Here is a 19,555-nt window from a genome sequence, read left to right on the forward strand (position 1 = left end):
ACAATCCTGACCATCGTTCACATACATGGACGGCGAACATATGATCATCACGCAGGTCCACGTCACTCCCGTCGCGTTCCGGGACCCGCCCCTGCTGAACGCCGCAGGGGCGCACGAGCCGTGGGCCCTGCGCACCGTGGTCGAGATCGTCACCGACGAGGGACTCAGCGGCCTCGGCGAGACGTACGGTGACCTGGGACATCTGTCGAAAGTACGCGAGTGCGCCCGGACCCTCGTCGGCCTGGACGTGCACGCCACCAACGAGATGTACCGGCGGATCGCCGCCACCGTCGGCGACGCGGTGACCGACCTGCACGGCCTGACCGGCGTCGCGACCAAGGAGAAGAGCGTCGACCGGGTGTTCGCCGCCTTCGAGGTCGCCTGCCTGGACATCCGCGGCAAGGCGGCGGGCGTGCCCGTGGTCGACCTGCTCGGCGGCCGGGTCCGCGACGCCGTCCCGTACAGCGCCTACCTCTTCTACAAGTGGGCCGGCCACCCCGGCGCCGAACCGGACCGCTTCGGCGAGGCCCTCGACCCGGCGGGCGTGGTCGAGCAGGCGGCGCTGCTCATCAAGGAGTACGGGTTCCGCTCGATCAAGCTCAAGGGCGGCGTCTTCGCCCCGGCCGACGAGGTCGCGGCGATCCGGGCACTGCACGAGGCGTTCCCCGGGGTGCCGCTGCGCCTCGACCCGAACGCCGCCTGGACGGTGGAGACCTCCACCTGGGTCGGCCGCGAACTGGACGGCATCCTCCAGTACCTGGAAGACCCCACCCCGGACATTTCCGGAATGTCGGAGGTAGCAGCCCAGGTCTCCATGCCGCTCGCCACCAACATGTGCGTCGTCACCCCCGAACACCTGCCCCCCGCCATCGCCTCCAGCGCCATCGGCGTCCTCCTGCTCGACCACCACTACTGGGGCGGCCTCGTCCGCTCCTCCCACATCGCCGCGCTGTGCGAGACGTTCGGGCTGGAGCTGTCCATGCACTCCAACTCCCACCTGGGCATCAGCCTCGCCGCCATGACCCACCTCGCCGCCGCCACCCCCAACCTCACCCACGCCTGCGACACGCACACCCCCTGGCAGGACGGGCAGGACGTGGTCGCCCCCGGCGCCCTGCGCTTCGTCGACGGCGCCGTCCCGGTGCCCACCGCCCCCGGCCTCGGCGTCGAACTCGACCGCGACGCCCTCGCGCAGATGCACGAGCAGTACGTGAAGTGCGGCATCACCGTCCGGGACGACACCACGTACATGCAACGCTTCAACCCGGACTACACCGCCCAACGCCCCCGCTGGTAACCCCGGCAGCCCCCGTTGCCCACACCCACCACCCCACGCACGGCCCGTATCCCCTCGAACGGCCACCACCCCGCGTCCTGCCACACCCCCGCCACGGCCACCGCCGTACATACCGTCCCCACCCTAGGCACGATCACCGCCCCACCTCCGATCACCACCCCACATACGGTCACGGCCCTACGCTCGATCACCACCCCACATACGGTCACGGTCCTATGTCCCGTCACCACGCCACATACGGTCACCACCACGCCCACGCGCGCCGTCACCACCCGCACGGTCACCACCACGCGAACAGTGACCACCACGCCAGCGGCCACCCCACCGCGCACGCTCACCGAACCGCCGCGTATGGCCACCACCGGCCCTACGGCCCCCGCGCTTGCGTGCGGTTACGGAGGTCCGCATGGCTGGCCCATGCCCAGCGGTCGCCGACGCCCCACGTCCCGACGCGCCGGCGCGGTTCTCGCCGGAATGGCGCGCTGCCCTGACCGACGCCCCGCGCCCCAAGCCGTCGGTCCCGGTGTCTACAGCCCCCACCGCCGCCGGGAAGACAAGCACCCGCCCAAGCCGTAGACACCCACCCCAATCCATAAGGCCACCACACCAACGAACACCCGCCACACCCTGAGGAGACCAGACCCATGAGGATCGCCTACGCCTACCCCTGGGACATCGCAGGCGACCCCGCCGCCCCCGACCGCATCGCTGCCCTCGGCGTCGAGGCGGTAGCCCTGGCCGCCTCCTACCACTCCACCCGCGCCGCAACTCCCTTCCACCCGGCACACCGCATCCTCGACGTCCCCCACTCGGCCTTCTATCTGCCCATACGGCCGGCTGCCTGGGGCCGCCTGACCCCCGCCGCCCCCTCCTGGACCGCCCCTGACGCGTACCTGGTCGCCCAGGACGCCCTGCGCCGCGCCGGCCTCCGCGTCCACGCGTGGACCGTCCTGACCCACAACGCCCACCTAGGCGGCGCCCACCCCGACCTGGTGGTGCGCAACGCCTTCGGCGACCCGTACCCGTACGCCCTGTGCCCCGCCTTCGAGGACGTCGTGGACTACAGCTCCCGCCTCGTCCACGAAGTGCTGACGGCCGGCGAACCGGACGGCCTCATCCTCGAAGGCTGCGGCCCCATGGGCTTCTCCCACCAGGGAGTACACGAGAAGACCTCAGGCGCGGACTACGACGCCGACCTGCTGTCCCTCTGCTTCTGCACCGCCTGCACCCCCGGCTACCCCGAAGGCACCCAAGCCAGAATCCGCACCGCCATAGACACGCCCATCACCCCGGAACGCCCAGCTTCCCCCTCCCCGGAACCTCCCGTCTCCCCCATCGACGCCGCACTTGGCCCGCTTGCCGACGAAGTACGCGCCGCCCGTGTCTCGTTGTCCGCCTCGCTCCGCACCCGCCTGATCGCCACCGCCCACGAGGTCGCCCCGAACATCCCCATCACCCTGCACGCGAACCCGGACCCCTGGGCCACCGGCCCCTTCGCCGCCCTCCCCACCGGCGAGCCCGAAGCCGACGTCCTGGTGGGCAACTGCTGGGGCGACCCGGCGAAGGACGCCGCCCGCCTGTCCCACCTCCGCGACCTGTGCACCCCCGGCCAACGAGTCGGCGCCTACGTCCTGGCCCTCCCCCCTCGCCCCACCGACGCCACCGCCCTGGCGGAGCTCCTCACCACCTACGCCAAGGCAGGCGCCTCCGAAATTCACCTCTACCACGCAGGCCTGGCCGGCCCCGAACGCCTGGCAGCCATGACGGCCGCCCTCCGCCAAACCAACCAGTAACCCACCCGGGCCTCCAGCGGCTTCGCGTCAGACCCTCATGCTGTGGCTCAGGCCACCAGCCCACCCTCGGCGGCGGCTCCCACTCCAGCCCTCACCAGATCAGCCCATCCCTAGCCCAGCCAGCGCAGATGCGCGCCCCCGAAGACGCCTTGCCGCCGCCCGACCTCATCCATCAGCCACTTGGCGGTCTCTTCCGCACGAAGGATCACATTTTCCGGATATCCCAGTACGACCTGATGCTCGGCGAACTCGTCCTCGTCATCCAGGATCAACCGCCCATCCCGCATCCTGATCACATCGAGATCCAGGTCGATCATGGACACCTCCCCGTCCCGCCACTCGGGAACGGTGGTGACGTCCACATAGACCTCAGTCCTGTGCGGCGGCGAGTGAAAAGTCGCAGCCCACCACGCATCACGCGGGAACAACATCAAGCAGTGGTTCTCCCAGACCACCGGCGGCCCCTCGCCCTTACGAGCGACCGTCCCCGCCGGCACCGTCACCCAGAGCCCGTACTCGTCCTCACCCAGAACCTTCGCCGCATGGTTCCAATGCAACGCGCCGCCGTATTTCCGGAAAACGATCCTCACATCATCCACAAACTGGAACTTATCGCCCCGCCACATACCCACCTACAACCACTCAGCCACAACAGCCGACACTCACCCAGCCCTATAACGCTCCCGCCTTCACTCCCACAGTCGGCGAACCGGCCAAGCGGAGGACGCCGGAAGGGGGGTCCCCACTCGATCACGTACGACAGCCAGCCCCACCCCCGTGACCGATCCCATCGGTGCCATCTCACCGTGCCGCGGTCACCAACCCGCTCTCGTACGCCGCAATGACGAGTTGCGCCCGATCACGCGCGTCCAACTTGGCCAGCAAGCGCGTGATGTGGGTCTTGACCGTCGCCAGAGTCACCTGGAGATGGTCGGCGATCTCAGCATTGGACAGGCCACGCGCGATCAGCGCCAGCACCTCGCGCTCCCGCTCCGTCACCCCGTCCAGCCCGCGAACCGCCGGTAAAGCAGGCGTGCGCGCGAACTCCTCGATCAGCCGTCGCGTTACCGTCGGCGCAAGCAACGCCTCGCCACCGGCCACGACCCGGATGGCGGCGAGCAGGTCCGTCGGCGGCGTGTCCTTGAGCATGAACCCGCTCGCCCCGGCCCTCAGCGCGTCGTAGACGTAAGCGTCGATATCGAACATCGTCACGATGAGGATCCGCGACACATCCTTGATACGCCTGGTCGCCTCGATGCCGTCCATCTCCGGCATCCGCACATCCATCAGGACGACGTCGGGCTGCGTCTCCTGGACGACCGCAATGGCCTCGACCCCCGTGGCCGCCTCACCCACCACCTCAAGATCGGGCTCGGAGTTGACCAGCACCCTGAAGCTGCCTCGGAGCAGCGCCTGATCGTCGACGATCACGACCCGGATCATGACGCGGCCCCGTACGGCAGGTGGGCCGCCACCCGGAACCCGCGCCGCGGAAGCCTGCCCGCCTCGAACGCGCCCCCGTACATCGTGACCCGCTCCCGCATCCCGATCAGCCCATGCCCCGGCACCACAGCGCTCCCCTGCCCCACCCGCGGCCCGGGCCCGTCATCCCTGACCTCGATGCGTACCGCCCTCCCATCGTCGATCACCGACACCCAGCAGCGAGCAGGTGCCGCATGCTTCACCACATTGGTGAGCGCTTCCTGAACGATCCGGTACACGGACAGCTCAACGCCCTCTGGGAGCCTTCGCCCTTCGGCTGGATCGGCTCCGCCACCGCCATGTCCCGCCCCGCTCGGCACCCCATCACCAGCACGCCTCTCCCCCGAGACGTCTGCAGAATCGTCGCCTTCCACGACATCGTCATCGCCACGCCGGCCACGGACTCCACTGGCAACCTCCACGTCTCGAAGATCGCCCACAGCCTCAGGCCGGCCCGCCTGCCCAGCAGGCCGCTGACGATCTCTCGCACTCACGCGGTCAGGGCGACCGGCCTCACGAGACCTGACACGTACGTCGAGATCCACGTCCACCCCCGAGAGCCGTGCCTGGTCCGCCAACTCGCCCAGGCCGCTGAGGCCCGGCGTGGGCCCGCGTGCGGGCGGGTCGGCCGAGCGCAGGACTGCCAGCAAATGTCGCATCTCCCGCAGCGCGCTTCTGCTGGCTCTCTCGATCACGCGCAGGGCGTCATGCGCTTCGTCCGGATCGGAGGCGAAGACGTGGTTGGCCACACCGGCCTTCACGGCGATCAGCCCCACATTGTGTGTGACGACATCGTGCAGCTCGCGGGCGATGCGCAGGCGCTCGTCCGCCACCGCCTGAGCCGCGATCCGGTCCGCGTCGTGCGCAATGTAGATCCTCCGCTCGCGCACGGCACGCCCCACCGTCCAGGCTCCGCCCAGCGCGGCGACGCCGAACAGCAACGTGTCACTGCGCAACAGCCACCCCGGCACCCCTGGCTGAGGCACGCCCCCGACCAGCACCAGGGCCGCCCCGGTGATCGCCGCGAGCATCCCGATGGCCGAGGTCGGGAACCAGGCGCCGCGATTCTCCGACACGGCGACCAGGTAGATCGCATACGCGGGAGCGACGTACGCGATGCTCACGACGTCGACCACGACGGCCACCATGGCGATCGACAGCGTGACAAGGAAGACCGGCACAGGCCACAGCCTCCGCACGGCCAGCGGAAGGCCCAGCCCGAGCGGGAGGGCGATCCGGGCCCACGGCGGCAGTACCGCGGCGGAGGCCGTCAGCGTGAAGAACACGAACGAGAGGCCAAGCCCGGCAGCCAGATCCAGCATGATCAGCTGCCGGCGGGCCAGGCGCCTGGCGAAAAGAGGGTGCGACTCGTTCACGCGATGAAGGTAGCCGGTGGGCCGGAGTTCGCACGTCAACCCGGGGTCTGATGTTGAGGTTCGGACTGTGGTCCGATGTGGCGAAGGCCTCGCATGCCGCACCCTTTACGGCGTGATCGAACTCAAGCGCCCGACGAAACGTCACGACGCCACCCTGGCCGTCGGCGGCCTCTCCTTCAGGGTCCTGCCTGCCCGGCCGGCCGGGCTCAGGAAAGAAGGGCCGCGCCATAGCTTCCTACCAGCAAAGACTACATTGAGTGACTTAAAGTAACGGTAGGTAGTTTATTGGTGGGCGATAAATCTGGTGTCGGACTGAACAGCCACTACAAGGAGGCTGCCACCGCGCCAGAGCCACACGTTCACCACACCGGGGGCCGACAGATCCCGCCTCGCTCATGAAGTGGCCGTTCATGTAGTGGCCGAGGCGCTCGCCATGCCGGCACTCCGCTGCGCAACACCTCACGTCATGCCGCCGTCGTCCGCGCCGGCTTCTGCCGTTGCCCGGGCCGAGCTGGGCGAGACAGGGCGGGCAGGGCGGCCCGAGTCGTGCCGATGGCAAGCCCGTCCGGATCGGCCATGCCTGATCCGGACGCACGTGTCCGGCCGCCGACCCCCTCGAGCGGCTGGATCAGGGCCGGTGAAGCGCACCTGCTTCCCGGCCGCGTCCACCACTATCACCGAGAGGAGGCAAGGATGTTCTCCACCATCACGGCGAAGGAAGACCTGAGCGCCCGCCCGATCAAGGCGGACGACGACAGGCTGCTGGTCGCCCCGCTCAGCACCACCACCATCGCCCTCACCAGTGAGGACTAGCACGAGAGACGGTGCCGCCCCGGCCAGGGGCGGCACCGGCCGGACCACCTCACGAAGGGAGGCGTCAGTGGAGCCGTCGCCAGGGCTGGGCCCTGCGCTCAGCGCCAACTTCTACCGTGCGGTCAGCGCCTGGCCGGACAGCACGGCGTTCCACACCCACCAGGCGCGCCACGCCCAGCTCGGACTCGCCCGACAGGTGTCCGCGGCCGAGCAGTTCCTGTACGAGACCCGGATCAGGCGTCACGACCGTGAGCTGCAACGTTCGGTGGCCGACTATCTTCGCCCCGAGATCATGCAGGTGCTGAGCCACACCGACGAGGAAACCATTCCCGCCGCGCGCCGCGTCGAGCTGCCCGCGTCGGCGCCCGCCCGGGCAGCGCTGGAGGACGTGTTCGCGGCACGGCGCAGCATCCGATCCTTCAGCGGCGCGCCCGTGACCCTGCCAGAAGCGGCGGCGGTGCTGCGGGCGGCAGGAGCGCACCACGAGCACGAGGCCGGGCGGCCTCACCGTGCCGTGGCCAGCGGTGGCGGCCTGTATCCGGTCGAACTGCACCTGGCCCCGCGGAGCGTGACGGGCCTCGACTCCGGTTTGTACCGGTATGCGCCCCGCCTGGACGCGCTGGACCGGTACGGCGGCCCGGCGGAGGTGACCGCGCTGCTGGCCTGCGGTCCAGGCGAGCACCCGGACCTGCTGGCCATCGACCGCGCGGCACTGCTGGTGCTGTTCGTCGCCCGGCCGTGGCGTTCCATGCGCAAGTACGGGCCGCGCGGCCTGCGGTTCGTGCTGCACGAGGTGGGCGCCATGGCACAGCACGTGCACCTGACCGCGACCGCGCTCGGTCTGGCCGGCACCGACTGGTCCACCTACTACGACGAGGAGGCGCACGCCGTGCTCGGCATCGACGGGCTGCGTACTGCCCTGCTGCACCTGATCGTCCTGGGCCGCCCGCGAACCGCGAGGAGCGCAACGTGACGGCCGGACCGACGCCCCGCGTCAAACGCTCCTTCGCGGTCATCGGTCATGATCCGGACACCGTCGAGCTCAGGTCCGGCGTGTGGAACGCCACCTCGCACACCATCACCGACGAGGCCCGGCGCGGCTGGCTCTTCTCCGCAGTCAACGGGCTGGACGGGTCCCGCGACATGACCGAGCTGGCCGCCGACATCGGCGTCGGCACGCAGGAGATGTCGGAGCTGCTCTCTCATCTGCGCGAGCTCGACGCCTTGGAAGATCGCGCCACGACCGCGCTCGATCACTACCTCGACCACTACGCGGGCGTGCTGGCCGGGCCGCCATCCCCTGCCCGGCCCGTACGAGTGATCGGCGAGCCCGTGACGGCCGCGCAGGTGACGCGACTGATCGCGGCCAGCGATCCGCACCTCGACGTGGCCGACGCCAGCGCCGATCCCGTCCTCGGCGTGCTGGACGATCCCGACACCGGCTGGACCACCCACGGGCTGCGGCTGCACGAGGTGGCCGAGACGTTCGCCGCCTGGCGCGAGAACATCGTCGTGTGGGCCGGCTCCCGGATGGATCCGCCCGCGGTGAGCCTGTTCAACAGGATCGCCCTGCAGGCCGGCATGACATGGCTGCACGGCGCGATCGACGGGCCCTTCCTGTTCGTGGGTCCGACCTTCCATCCCGGCGCGGGTCCCTGCTACGCCTGCCTGGAGACGCGTGTCACCATGAACCTCACCGACGGCGCGGCCTACCACCGCTACAAGAACGCGCTCACCGAGGCCAAGGTGTCCGGCGGTCAGGCGCCCATCCTGCCCGCGCTGTCGGCGCTGCTGTGCTCCCACCTTGCCCTGGAAGCCATCAATCTGGCTCGGACCGGCGCCTCGTTCACCGGCGGCAAGATGTTCGGCACATACCTGCCGACGTGGGAGACCACCGTCAGCGAGGTCCTGCAGGTGCCCGGCTGCCAAGCCTGCTCGCCCGTCGCCCACCGCGACGAGCCCGAGCTCTACTTCCAGGCCAAGGAATGGCTCCATGGCTGAGACGCGGCTGAGCCGCCGGACCCTGCCGTTCGACGCGACCACCCGGAAGCTGATGCGCCGGATGCTGAACCCCGTGTGCGGCCTGACCCCACGGCTGAAGTTCAGCGTCCGCTCTCGCGGCGAGCCGCGCGTCGCCATCTCCGGCACCGAACTGACCGGCGTGCACGTCCTGAACGGCGGTCCCCAGATCCCCGCCGAACGGCACCACCTCGGCGGCGCCGGCATCCTCCTCGACGAACCCCTCATCAAGTCACTGGGAGAATCGGCCGAACGCTACTGCCACCACTCCTACCTCGCCCACCATCCCGAGCGGCTGCGCTTCGACAGCTACCGGACGGTCAGCCGTGAGCGCGCCATGCTGCCGCCCGAACAGTGCCTGACCTTCTTCTCCGGCGAACAACTCGACCGCGACGGCTTCCTCTTCCGGCGGTTCGACGCTGACACCCCGATGAGCTGGCTGCCGGCCGACTCACTCACGTCGGACGCCCCGTACTGGCTGCCTGCGCAACTCGCCCTCGTCGGCTACCGGCCACGGCGCCGGGACGGCGAACGGTGGATCAACTCCGCCGTGACGACCGGCACCGCCGCCCACAGCGAGCCGGGCAAGGCCCTCCTCGGCGCCCTGGAAGAGCTCGTCCAGCTCGATTGCGTCGTCGGCCACTGGTACGGGGCACTGCCGTCGGTCAAGATACGGCTCGACCGCCGCCTGCGCGTACTCGACCGGCTGATCGAGCACCACTGGACCCGTGGCACCCCGGCACCGGAGTTTCACCTGCTGCCGAGTCCTGACCTTCCCGGTTTCACCATCGCCTGCCTGTACCGTCACGGTAATCCCGCCATCGCGCCCGTCGTCGCCGGGCTGGGCAGCGACCAGCGTCTGGCGTACGCGATGTACAAGGCGCTCCTCGAAGCCGTGGCCGTGTTCCGCTACGCGACCTGGATGACCGTCAAGACGGCCATCGACGAGACCGGTCACGCCGACAAGACGCGATTCTTCGACCTGGACGACAACGTCGCCTACTACACCGCCCCGGCCAATGCCGCGCTGATCGAGAAGCGCTTCGCCGCCCATACCGTGACCGCCGCGGCCGATCTGCCACCCGACGGCCCCGCCGACCCCCGGAGCTGCGCGCGGCGGCTGGTCGACGCCTTCGCCGCGACCGGCAAGCAGCTCGCCTACATTGACCTCACCACGCCCGACATCCGCCATCTGGGGCTCACCGTCTGCCGTGTCTGGTCGCCCGACACGCTGAGCCTGTGCCTTCCCAGTGCACCTCCGCTGCTGCATCCCCGCTTCGCCGCCTATGGAGGAGCCGTCAACCCTGAACCCCATCCCTACCCTTGATCACCCGTGCGCCCTAGGTCCTGGCCTGGTCGCTCCGCGCGACCGTTGCTCTCCGCGCGCGGCTACGCCCCTCCGTACGCGGCCCCGACCTCCGCGCGCTGGCTCGCCTCTGCGCGCTGCCTCGGCTCCGCGCCCGCTGCCTCGGCCCTGCGCGCGATCTGGCCCTTGGTGCGACCCGGCCTGGCGCGCGCGACTTCAGTCCTCCGCGCGCTGCCTCGGCCCTGCCCGCGATCTCGCCCCTCGGCGAGGTACTGGCGCTCCGCGCGCGGCCACTGTCCTCCCACTATCTCGCCCTCGGCGCGGCCCTGGCCCGCCGGGCACGACCAGGGCCCTCGGCGCGGCACTCTCCTGCCGCGCGGCCTCGGCCCTTGGGGCGACCCTTGCCTACCGGGCACAACTTCGGCCCTCTGCGCGGCCTCGGGTCTCTGCGCGGCACCGGGTCTCTGCGCGGCCTCGGGGCTCTGTGCGGCACTGGGCTTCTGCTTCGGCAGGCGGGTCGGTTTCGGAAAGGACGCGGCATGTATGACGTGATCATTGTCGGTGCGCGCTGCGCGGGAGCGGCCACCGCGATGCTCCTGGCACGTGCCGGGCACAGGGTCCTGCTGCTGGACCGCATGTCCTTCCCCAGCGACACCCTGTCCACCCTCTACATCCACCAGCCCGGCGTGGCCCGGTTGGATCGGTGGGGAGTGCTGGACCAGGTCCTCGCCACCGGCTGTCCGTTGATCACCCGCATCACCTTCCACCTGCCCGGCGCCTGCTTGTCCGGCCCGGCACCGGCTTTCGGCTCGATCACGGGCGGCTGCGCTCCCCGCCGAAGGACGCTGGATCACCTCCTGGTGCAGGCCGCCGTCGCCGCCGGTGCCGAGTTCCGGCCGCGGACGACCGTACTGGACCTGGTGTGGAAGGACGGGGCCGTAGCAGGCGTCCGCCACGGCAGCCGGCGCGGCGGACAGGTGGTGGAGCGCGCTCGGCTGACCGTGGGCGCGGACGGGCGCCATTCCACCGTGGCTCGCCTGGTCCGGGCCCCGTACGTGCGTCAGGACCCTGCGCTCACGTGCTTCTACTACACCTACTGGAGCGGCATCCCCGAGCAGGGCCTGCGTCTGCACTTCCTCCACGGGGCCGGCACCGCCTGCGTCCCCACTCAGGACGGGCTGACGCTCATCGCTCTGCAGTTCCGCCCGGACGGGCCTGTCGCGCCTCAGGACCGGGAGCGTCTCTACCAAGGACGGCTACGGCGCAACGGCGAGCAGTTTCGGCGGCAACTGGCCGACGGCCGCCAGGAGGACCGCCTGTACTGCTGCGCCGATCAGCCCAACTTCTTCCGCCGCGCCCACGGCCCGGGCTGGGCTCTCGTGGGTGACTCCGCGCACAACAAGGATCCCATCACCGCCCGCGGGATCACCGACGCCTTCCTCCAGGCCGAGATGCTCGCCGACCGGCTGTCCATCCCTCTCGACGATCCCCGCGAGGTGGAGGCGGCACTGTCCCACTACGGTCGGGACCTTCTGCGTCAGTTCACCCCGGCGTACGAGTCGGCACTGCGCACGGCCCGGCTCGACGCCGACGAACTCCCGCCGGACCTCGTCCAGCACCAGCACGACCCCGTCTACGTCGACCGCTTCCTCCGCCGCTACGGAGGCATCCCCTGACGCCGGCGCCGAGGCGCGAGGACCTTGCGATCTGGGCAATGCTTCAGCGCCGTGGGCCCACGGGAGGTGCTGCCCTGCGGCCATCGCGGCCCGGGGTGAGGGCGGGCTCTCCCGGTGCCCCGCTGAGGGGTTGGGATGCGCCCGCCACACCTTTCGTTCAAGCCGGATCTGCCGGCTGCGGCGACCCTCGGGTCAGACCTCGACCACCACAGGGATGATCATCGGGCGTCGGCGGTAGGTGTCGCTCACCCAGCGCCCCACCGTACGGCGGACCACGCGGCGGATCTCCTGCATGTCGATCACCCCGTCGGCGGCCTTCTCCTCGAGGGCCTTCTCGATCTGCGGGATGAACTGCTCGAACTGCGCAGGGTCTATTCCCGAACCGCGGGCGTGTATCTCCGGCCCGGCCGTGAGCTTGCCCGTGGTGGAGTCCACGACCACGACCACGGAGATGAAGCCCTCGTCACCCAGTATGCGCCGGTCCTTCAGCGAGACGTCGGTGATCTCTCCCACCGACGACCCGTCGACGTACACGTACCCGGCGTGGACCGCGCCGACGATCTTCGCTCGGCCGTCGACCAGGTCGACCACGACGCCGTCTTCGGCGATGACGATGTGGTCGTCCGGCACGCCGGTGAGCGCGGCGAGCTTGGCATGCGCCCGCAGGTGCCGCCACTCGCCGTGCACCGGCATGAAGTTGGACGGCCGGGTGAGGTTGAGCACGTAGAGCAGCTCGCCGGCCGCAGCGTGGCCGGACACGTGCACCTTGGCGTTGCCCTTGTGCACCACGCGGGCGCCCCAGCGGGACAGGCCGTTGATCACCTTGTTGACCGCGGTCTCGTTGCCCGGCACGAGCGACGACGCGAGCAGGACCGTGTCGCCCTTCGCGATGCGGATCGGGTGGTCGCGGTTGGCCATCCTCGACAGCGCGGCCATGGGCTCGCCCTGCGAACCGGTGCAGATCAGCACCACGTCCTGCGGCGGCCACGCCTCGATGTCGCGGGAGTCGACGATGAGCTCCGGGGGCACCTTGAGGTAGCCGAGATCGCGGGCCACCCCCATGTTGCGCACCATCGAGCGGCCGACGAGGGCGACCTTGCGGCCGTGCTTGGCCGCCGCGTCCATGACCTGCTGGATGCGGTGTACGTGAGAGGCGAAGCTGGCCACGATGACGCGCTGCTCCGACGTACGGATGACCTCGTCGATGACCGGCGCGATCTCACGCTCGCTGGTGACGAACCCCGGCACCTCGGCGTTGGTCGAGTCGGACATCAGCAGGTCGACGCCCTCGCTGCCGAGCCGGGCGAATCCGCCCAGGTCGGTGAGGCGGCCGTCGCTCGGCAGCTGGTCCATGCGGAAGTCGCCGGTGTGCAGCACTATGCCGGCGGGCGTCCTGATGGCGACCGCCAGGGCGTCGGGGATCGAGTGGTTGACCGCCAGGAACTCGCAGTCGAACGGCCCGAAGGAGTGCCGTTCGCCTTCCGTGACCTGGACCTTGGTCGGCTGGATTCGGTGCTCGCTGAGCTTGGCCTCGATCAGGGCAAGCGTCAGCTTGGAGCCGATGAGCGGGATGTCGCGCCGCTCGCGCAGGAGGTACGGGACCGCTCCGATGTGGTCTTCGTGCGCATGCGTCAGCACCACGGCCTCGACCTGGTCGAGCCGATCTCTGATGTACTCGAAGTCCGGCAGGATCAGGTCCACGCCAGGCTGGTCGGGCTCGGGGAAGAGCACCCCGCAGTCGACGATCAGCAGGCGGCTGTCGTACTCGAAGACGGCCATGTTGCGGCCGATCTCGCCGAGCCCGCCGAGTGCGACGATGCGCAGGCCGCCTTCCGGCAGCACCGGAGGAGGGCCAAGATCAGGATGCGGATGGCTCATACCCGGCTCCCAAGGTCGACCCCATGGTCAAATCGTGTTCTCAAAACTCCCGGATCCTCCCCGTTCCTATACGTCTGTCAACTTCACCCCGCCGGCCACCAGGCAAGCACGCAGCTCGGCGATTTGCTTCTCAGTCGCGGGCACGAGCGGCAGGCGTACCGGACCGACCGGTATTCCCACCATGCTCAGCGCCGCCTTTGCCATGATCGCGCCACCCGCGCTCATCATGATCCCCTCGACGACCGGCGCCACCTGGCGGTGGATCGCGCGCGCGCCGTCGATGTCACCGTTCGCGTGGAGCCTGATCATGTTGGCGAGGTCGCTGCCGACCACGTGCCCGACCACGCTCACGAACCCCGCCGCGCCGAGCGAGAGCCAGGCCATGTTGAGCAGGTCGTCGCCGGAGTAGTAGGCGAGATCGGTCACCGTCATCATCGTGTTGCCGGCGAACAGGTCTCCCTTGGCGTCCTTCACCGCCACGATGCGCTCGTGCTGGGCCAGCCGGATCAGGGTCTCGGTCTTGATCGGCACGCCGCTGCGACCGGGGATGTCATAGAGCATAACCGGCAGTTCCGTCGCGTCTGCCACGGCGGTGAAATGCTGGTAGAGCCCTTCCTGCGGGGGCTTGCTGTAATAAGGGGTCACGACGAGCAGGCCGTGGGCGCCCTCGCGGGCTGCGCGCTTGGCCAGTTCGACGCTGTGACGCGTGTCGTTGGTGCCGGCTCCGGCCACCACGGTCGCCCGGTCGCCCACCGCTTCGAGCACCGTGCCGAGGATGCGGGCCTTCTCCTCGTCGGTGGTGGTGGGCGACTCGCCGGTGGTGCCGCTGACGACCAGCCCGTCGTTGTGCTGCTCGTCCACCAGGTAGGTCGCGAGGCGTCGCACGGTCTTGTAGTCGACCTCGCCGTCGGCGGTGAACGGCGTGACCATGGCGGTCAGCATGCGGCCGAAGGGCGCGTCCGTGGTTCCAGTTGGCGATGCCATAGTGCGAACGCTACCTGGATTCCGAAATCCGTTGGACGCCGCCACCCCGAATTGCCTGCCTGGAGCCGCTTTTTGTCACACCGTTCTCCGGCATCTCAGGGCACATCCGACTACGCTCCACCGTTGTCGACCGCTCCCCCCATCCATGCCCGCCCTCCACGGCCCCACTCCTGGCGCGTGTGACGACTTCCGGGGGGATCAGGGTCCGTTCACGGGAGCCGGCGGTCGTCGCTTCGCTCCGGGGGGGCGATCACGGAGGGTCGCGGCCGGAGATCACCCGCGCGCCCGGCGGACAGGCCCTGCACCAGGGGCGGGCAATGGAAGAGGTCGCCGATATGTGCTCGGGGGTACACACATCGACGACCTCTACCGGAGAATCGGTGGGCCTTACGCCCGCGTTACAGGGTTTCTCCGATAATTTTCCGCTATCGCAAAGTTGGGGCTCCAGCGGTCCTCGATGACGGTCGGTTACCTGCCGAATACGGCAACATGGGGCAACGCCTCACACGAACCCCCAGGGATGGACTAGTGACGACCTCAGATCCGGTCTACCTGCGTGTCGTTGAAGACATTCGACGGCAGATCAACGACGGTACCCTTCCTCCTGGCGCGCCCATTCCTTCCCGGGCGCAGCTGACCCGCAAGTATCAGGTCGGCGAGACCGCGGCTCGTCACGCTCTGCGTGTGCTGGCGGGTGAAGGTCTCATCATCGGCCGTGTGGGTTCGGGCCATTACGTCAAGGAACGGCCTGATCTCTCATCGCTGCACCGATGGCGGTTCCTTGATCACCCTACGCCCTTCGCAGCGGATCTCCAGTCCCAGGGGCGGCGCGTGACGTGGGATTGGTACAGCGAACCCGCCGAGGCGGGGCCCGACCTCGCCCGGCGGCTCCGGGTGGATCGGACGGCCACCTTGACCAAGACGCGTTACGTCTTCCGGGGCGACGGGCGGCCGCTTCAGCTCGCGACCGCGTACGAGCCGCTGGAGTTCGCGCCGCACACCGAGGAGGAGCGGCGCAGCCTGGCCGCCAGGCTGGACGCGCACGGGATAAAGATCACCGAAGTCGTCGAGAGCATCCACACCCGGGTTCCCGAGCCCCGGGAGAGCGAGGTTCTGGACCTGTCGGCCGGTGTCCACGTCCTGCATGTCGAGCGGACCCACTGGGCGGGCGACCGGCCGGTGGAGACCAGCGACATCATCATCCCGGGCGACCGGTTCAAGATGGTGTACAGCATGCCCGTCTGAGGCACCCTGGGCCACTGCCGTGTCCCGACATCTCCGCCTATCCGCCACCGCCCGCCACACCGGCACGTCCCCGAACGCGGGCGCCGGCCGGCCAGCAGGCAGACGCCCGCCCGGAGGTTGTCGGTGGTCGTTGATAGAACCGTGCAGGAGGTGGGGGATGTGCGCGTCAAAGACCTGCCGCGACGGGAGCGGCCCCGTGAGCGGCTCATGGACAGCGGCGCCGGGGCGCTGGCCGATCGCGAGTTGCTGGCGGTGCTGCTCGGCTCGGGGTTTCGCGGAATGAGCGCGATGGATCTGGCCGCGCGGGTCATCGCACACTGCGGCGACCTCGACGGGCTGGCCAGGTCGGAGCCGCATCGGCTGCTGGCCGTTCCGGGGGTGGGGCCGGCGAAGGCGGCGCGGGTGGCGGCGGCGTTCCATCTCGTACGGCGGGCCGACGCCGAGCCCGAACGCGTGCGCATCACGGGCACACCCGACCTGGCGGCGGTCGCGGCGCCGCTGCTGCGCGGGCACGCGTACGAGAGGCTGGTGCTGGTCGTGTGCGACGGCCGGGGGGCGGTGCTGCGACGGACGGTGATGAGCGAGGGCGGCACCGACCACACGATGGTGCCGGTGCGGGAGATCGTCACGGCGGTGCTGACGGCGGGTGGCGCGGCGTTCGGGATCGCGCACAACCATCCGAGCGGCTGCCTGGAGCCGAGCGACGACGACGTGGTGGCGACGGGGCGGCTGAGGGATGCCGCCGAGACGGTGGGGCTGCGGTTCCTCGACCATCTCGTCATCACGGACACGGCCTGGCGGCGCGTGGCGGGTCCGGCAAGTCCAGCGGGTCCGGCGGGTGACGCGATGGCGGCATGACGGGACCGCGGCCCAGCGCGGCCGACGCCCGGGGTTGCGCCCAGGGACCGGGGTGATGAAGACGGGTCATTGCCGCAGGTCACCCGATAGCGCGCGATCCCTACGAAAGCGCTGAAGCCCCGTCGCCCCGCATACCCCCGTGGCATCCTGAGTCCGCGGGTCGGCCGTTGAGGACGTCAGGCGGCCGATTACTCGTAGTGTGTGGCCGCACGGCCTCCCGGAAGGACGTGCGGCCATGTTGCCTGCTGCCGGGCACCCATCAGCCGCATCCGAAGGTAACCGGCCCGGTTGATGGTGACGGGCCAGTCGGCCCGGCGGCAGGCATTCCTACGCGAACCGGTCGGCATGCCTGCTGACCCAGTCGGCGAACGTACCGGGCGGCCTCCCGGTGAGCTCCTCCACGGTCGGCACCACCGTGTACGCCTCGGGCGGCGGGTTGCCCTGCCAGGCGGCGAGCAGGTCGATGAGCTCCTCCGCGTGCCCGGCCCGCCGCCAGCGCTCACGGGCCTCGGCCTCGGTCAGCTCGGCGAACTCCAGGTCCCGGCCGATCGTCCTGGCGATCACCGCCAGCCGTTCGCGCGGGGTCAGCGCCTCCGGGCCGGTCAGCGTGTAGGCCTTGCCGGCGTGGCCGGGCTCGGCGAGCGCCACCGCGGCGACGGCCCCGACGTCGGCCTCGTCGACCATCGCCGCCGGCACGTCGCCGAACGGTTCACGTACGGTGCCCTCCTTTCGGATGGCATCTGCCCATCCGAGGGTGTTGCCCATGAAGTCGACGGGCTGGAGGCGGGTCCATTCGAGCGCGCTCGACTCGACGGCCTCCTCCACCGGGCCGAGCCGGCCGTTCCACAGCACGGTGGCGCGTCGTACGCCGGCCTTCAGCGCCAGCTCGACGATCTCGGGGCCCGTGGTGAGCGTGGCGTAGTCGTCGCCGCCGACGGTCAGCAGGTGTACGCCGACGACGCCGGCCAACGCCGGGCCCAGGGTCTCGGGTTTGGTGAGGTCACCGGCCACCACGTCCACCTCGGACGGCAGATCGGCCGTGGCCGGGTTCCTGGTCAGGGCGCGGACCTGGTGTCCGGCTCGGAGCAAGTGGCTGACGACGTGGCGGCCGGCCTTTCCGGTGGCGCCTGTCACAAGGTAGGTCATGAGCATTCTCCATCTCGTCGGTCGATGTGACCGTAGAACCCCGACCTAACTTGAGGTCAACTGTGTCTTCTGTGGTTCGGAGGGGCTCCGGCGGACAGAGCGATGGAGGCGCCGGAGCCCCCAAGGCCCTCGTGAGGCCCGGGCCCGTATCCAGACCTCACGAGGGCGATGGACCCGGCAGGCGCTGACGCGTTGGGATGACACCTGCCGGGGGAATGGACAAGCCTGGACCTGAGCTTGCCCGGCGGTCATGGTCAACGTGCTGCCCCGAGCAGCAGCCGAGCCCACAGGTCGTCGATCTCCGCGGCCCTGCCTGGCAGGCACTCGTCGGAGATCAAGCCGCTTCGTCTGATGCGGATCCAGCGGATGAACCGCATGCCGCCGATCTGGCACAACTCGTAGTACGTCTTCTCGCAGTCGCAGGTGAAGTCACGCACCCGCACCGACGTGATCAGCGGACGCCCGGGCCACCATTCGATGGCCACGCAGTCAGCCCGCACGGGGGCCGGATGAGGGCTGAGGCACCTGTCGTTCAGGTGGACCCATGGATCGATCACGCGAGCAGCATACGTCTAGTTGTATCCCTCTGCCTATTCATAACGGAAACTCGGGCTCAACAGACGAATCGTTATGGGAGGCCTCGTACACCTTCGTCTATCTTTCGACTGTGCTCGACTACGATGGGGACACCCACATCTATCTGCAGATCGCCGAGATCCTCCGGCATCGGGTCGCCGGGCTCTCGTCGGGGCATCCCGTGCCGAGCGAGGCCGATCTCCAGAGCGAGTTCGGGGTCGCCAGGACCACCGCGCGGCGGGCGATCCACGTTCTGCGCGAGGAAGGCCTCATCTACACCGTCCAGGGCGAGGGCACGTTCGTCGGAGCTCCGGACGCGGCGCCCCGCAAACAGCGGAAGATCCCGCTCTATCAGCAGATAGCGCTGGACGTCGCGGAGGAAATCAAGACCGGGCGCTACCAGCCTCGCCGGCCGATCCCGGGCGAGACCGCGCTGGTCCAGCAGTACGACGTGGCCCGCGAAACGGTGCGCCGCGCCATGGCCCTGCTGCGCGAGCAAGGCTGGATCTACACCGTCCCCCAGCGCGGCAGCTACGTCTCCCCCAAGGAGTCGTGGCCCCAGGATTAGCATCCGCCCGCCTGGCCGTATGCGCACGCCTAGGCTCCTCCCATGCTGGATCGCGAGGGCCCCGTCCCCATCTACCGCCAGATAGCGGATGTCATCGCGGATCGCGTCAACCGGGGAGAGCTGCTTCCGGGCGAGCCGGTGCCGAGCGAGGCGCTCATGGAGACGGAGTTCCGGGTTTCCAGGAGCACGGCCCGCCGGGTGGCACGTGAACTCAGAGAGCGCGGCGTCGCGTACACGATCCAGGGCGAGGGGACGTTCATCGGCCTGCCCGACACACCCCGCAGGTCGAGAAAAGGCCCGATTTACCGAGAAATAGCAGCCGACATTTCGCGGCAGATTACTCAAGGCGGCATCGCACCGAACAGGGCCATTCCCGGCGAGAAGGCGATGATGCGGAAGTACGGCGTCGCGAAGGCGACGGCACGCTCGGCGGTCTCGCTGCTCAGGGAGCAGGGCTGGGTGTTCACGGTCCCGCAGCGCGGCACCTTCGTGTCGGCCAGGGAGCGGTGGCCTGCCCGCGGCGAGGACTAATCACCCG

Annotated in this window: 17 protein-coding genes; 10 read left to right on the plus strand and 7 right to left on the minus strand. The window is 69.6% G+C overall.

Translation table 11 applies throughout. The annotated features are described in order from the left end of the window. The first annotated feature begins 25 nt into the window (after nucleotides 1-25). Together AB0G11_RS10865 and AB0G11_RS10870 are read left to right on the plus strand one after the other, a co-directional pair. Nucleotides 26-1,297: a glucarate dehydratase family protein gene (locus AB0G11_RS10865; RefSeq protein ID WP_357585285.1), complete on the plus strand. Its 1,272-nt coding sequence runs from the start codon at nucleotides 26-28 to the stop codon at nucleotides 1,295-1,297. Between the two features lie 644 nt (nucleotides 1,298-1,941). Continuing rightward, on the plus strand, nucleotides 1,942-3,090 hold the full coding sequence (locus AB0G11_RS10870; RefSeq protein ID WP_357585287.1) for a hypothetical protein: 1,149 nt from the start codon (nucleotides 1,942-1,944) through the stop codon (nucleotides 3,088-3,090). A gap of 110 nt (nucleotides 3,091-3,200) precedes the next feature. On the opposite strand, the gene AB0G11_RS10875 is transcribed toward AB0G11_RS10870, so the two are convergent. From AB0G11_RS10875 to AB0G11_RS10885, 3 genes are all read right to left on the minus strand, one after another. Beyond that, nucleotides 3,201-3,689 (minus strand): DUF402 domain-containing protein, encoded by a 489-nt coding sequence (locus AB0G11_RS10875; protein WP_357585289.1) that lies wholly within the window; start codon nucleotides 3,687-3,689, stop codon nucleotides 3,201-3,203. Nucleotides 3,690-3,891: 202 nt separating this feature from the next. Then, a complete protein-coding gene (locus tag AB0G11_RS10880; RefSeq protein WP_219503400.1) occupies nucleotides 3,892-4,533 on the minus strand; it encodes a response regulator transcription factor in 642 nt (213 codons plus the stop codon). Further along, nucleotides 4,530-5,948, minus strand: coding sequence for a histidine kinase (locus AB0G11_RS10885; protein WP_357585291.1), 1,419 nt, complete (start codon nucleotides 5,946-5,948; stop codon nucleotides 4,530-4,532). The genes AB0G11_RS10880 and AB0G11_RS10885 overlap by 4 nt, the downstream gene beginning before the upstream one ends. 880 nt (nucleotides 5,949-6,828) lie before the next feature. On the opposite strand from AB0G11_RS10885, the gene AB0G11_RS10890 reads away from it, so the two are divergent. The 4 genes from AB0G11_RS10890 (at nucleotide 6,829) to AB0G11_RS10905 (ending at nucleotide 11,762) form a co-directional block, all read left to right on the plus strand. Further along, the gene (locus AB0G11_RS10890; protein ID WP_357585293.1) at nucleotides 6,829-7,734 is read left to right on the plus strand and encodes a SagB/ThcOx family dehydrogenase; all 906 of its coding nucleotides are present in this window, start codon (nucleotides 6,829-6,831) and stop codon (nucleotides 7,732-7,734) included. Then, a complete protein-coding gene (locus tag AB0G11_RS10895; protein WP_357585295.1) occupies nucleotides 7,731-8,762 on the plus strand; it encodes a TOMM precursor leader peptide-binding protein in 1,032 nt (343 codons plus the stop codon). The genes AB0G11_RS10890 and AB0G11_RS10895 overlap by 4 nt, the downstream gene beginning before the upstream one ends. Next, nucleotides 8,755-10,107: a YcaO-like family protein gene (locus AB0G11_RS10900; RefSeq protein WP_357585297.1), complete on the plus strand. Its 1,353-nt coding sequence runs from the start codon at nucleotides 8,755-8,757 to the stop codon at nucleotides 10,105-10,107. The genes AB0G11_RS10895 and AB0G11_RS10900 overlap by 8 nt, the downstream gene beginning before the upstream one ends. Nucleotides 10,108-10,625: 518 nt before the next feature. Then, nucleotides 10,626-11,762, plus strand: coding sequence for an NAD(P)/FAD-dependent oxidoreductase (locus AB0G11_RS10905; RefSeq protein ID WP_357585299.1), 1,137 nt, complete (start codon nucleotides 10,626-10,628; stop codon nucleotides 11,760-11,762). A 192-nt stretch (nucleotides 11,763-11,954) separates the two neighbouring features. On the opposite strand, the gene AB0G11_RS10910 is transcribed toward AB0G11_RS10905, so the two are convergent. Continuing rightward, complete coding sequence (locus AB0G11_RS10910; protein ID WP_219503416.1) at nucleotides 11,955-13,640, minus strand: ribonuclease J; 1,686 nt, start codon at nucleotides 13,638-13,640, stop codon at nucleotides 11,955-11,957. A gap of 66 nt (nucleotides 13,641-13,706) precedes the next feature. Then, entirely contained in the window at nucleotides 13,707-14,624 is a 918-nt protein-coding gene (gene dapA / locus AB0G11_RS10915; RefSeq protein WP_219503418.1) for a 4-hydroxy-tetrahydrodipicolinate synthase, read from the minus strand. A gap of 528 nt (nucleotides 14,625-15,152) precedes the next feature. Between dapA and AB0G11_RS10920 the strand changes: the two genes are divergently transcribed. Next, nucleotides 15,153-15,869 carry a GntR family transcriptional regulator gene (locus AB0G11_RS10920; protein WP_219503420.1) on the plus strand — a complete coding sequence of 239 codons (717 nt, stop codon included), beginning with the start codon at nucleotides 15,153-15,155 and terminating at the stop codon, nucleotides 15,867-15,869. Nucleotides 15,870-16,028: 159 nt separating this feature from the next. Continuing rightward, a complete protein-coding gene (gene radC / locus AB0G11_RS10925; RefSeq protein ID WP_219503422.1) occupies nucleotides 16,029-16,727 on the plus strand; it encodes a DNA repair protein RadC in 699 nt (232 codons plus the stop codon). A gap of 327 nt (nucleotides 16,728-17,054) precedes the next feature. On the opposite strand, the gene AB0G11_RS10930 is transcribed toward radC, so the two are convergent. Beyond that, nucleotides 17,055-17,873: an NmrA family NAD(P)-binding protein gene (locus tag AB0G11_RS10930; RefSeq protein WP_357585301.1), complete on the minus strand. Its 819-nt coding sequence runs from the start codon at nucleotides 17,871-17,873 to the stop codon at nucleotides 17,055-17,057. 254 nt (nucleotides 17,874-18,127) lie between these two features. Then, complete coding sequence (locus AB0G11_RS10935) at nucleotides 18,128-18,430, minus strand: hypothetical protein (protein WP_357585303.1); 303 nt, start codon at nucleotides 18,428-18,430, stop codon at nucleotides 18,128-18,130. A gap of 110 nt (nucleotides 18,431-18,540) precedes the next feature. On the opposite strand from AB0G11_RS10935, the gene AB0G11_RS10940 reads away from it, so the two are divergent. Both AB0G11_RS10940 and AB0G11_RS10945 read left to right on the plus strand, forming a co-directional pair. Beyond that, nucleotides 18,541-19,017, plus strand: a complete 477-nt coding sequence (locus AB0G11_RS10940; RefSeq protein WP_357585305.1) for a GntR family transcriptional regulator — start codon at nucleotides 18,541-18,543, stop codon at nucleotides 19,015-19,017. Nucleotides 19,018-19,059: 42 nt separating this feature from the next. Then, nucleotides 19,060-19,548 carry a GntR family transcriptional regulator gene (locus tag AB0G11_RS10945; RefSeq protein WP_357585307.1) on the plus strand — a complete coding sequence of 163 codons (489 nt, stop codon included), beginning with the start codon at nucleotides 19,060-19,062 and terminating at the stop codon, nucleotides 19,546-19,548. The last annotated feature ends 7 nt before the right edge of the window (nucleotides 19,549-19,555 follow it).

The organism is Nonomuraea sp. NPDC023979 (assembly GCF_040639085.1).
GTDB lineage: Bacteria > Actinomycetota > Actinomycetes > Streptosporangiales > Streptosporangiaceae > Nonomuraea > Nonomuraea ceibae.

Bases quoted from the DNA above. Each gene is read 5' to 3' on its own strand.
- AB0G11_RS10945 (WP_357585307.1), top strand. From the start codon at position 19,060: ATGCTGGATCGCGAGGGCCCCGTCCCCATCTACCGCCAGATAGCGGAT.
- AB0G11_RS10880 (WP_219503400.1), bottom strand. From the start codon at position 4,533: ATGATCCGGGTCGTGATCGTCGACGATCAGGCGCTGCTCCGAGGCAGC.
- dapA (WP_219503418.1), bottom strand. From the start codon at position 14,624: ATGGCATCGCCAACTGGAACCACGGACGCGCCCTTCGGCCGCATGCTG.
- AB0G11_RS10865 (WP_357585285.1), top strand. From the start codon at position 26: ATGGACGGCGAACATATGATCATCACGCAGGTCCACGTCACTCCCGTC.
- AB0G11_RS10900 (WP_357585297.1), top strand. From the start codon at position 8,755: ATGGCTGAGACGCGGCTGAGCCGCCGGACCCTGCCGTTCGACGCGACC.
- AB0G11_RS10910 (WP_219503416.1), bottom strand. From the start codon at position 13,640: ATGAGCCATCCGCATCCTGATCTTGGCCCTCCTCCGGTGCTGCCGGAA.
- AB0G11_RS10870 (WP_357585287.1), top strand. From the start codon at position 1,942: ATGAGGATCGCCTACGCCTACCCCTGGGACATCGCAGGCGACCCCGCC.
- AB0G11_RS10930 (WP_357585301.1), bottom strand. From the start codon at position 17,873: ATGACCTACCTTGTGACAGGCGCCACCGGAAAGGCCGGCCGCCACGTC.
- AB0G11_RS10905 (WP_357585299.1), top strand. From the start codon at position 10,626: ATGTATGACGTGATCATTGTCGGTGCGCGCTGCGCGGGAGCGGCCACC.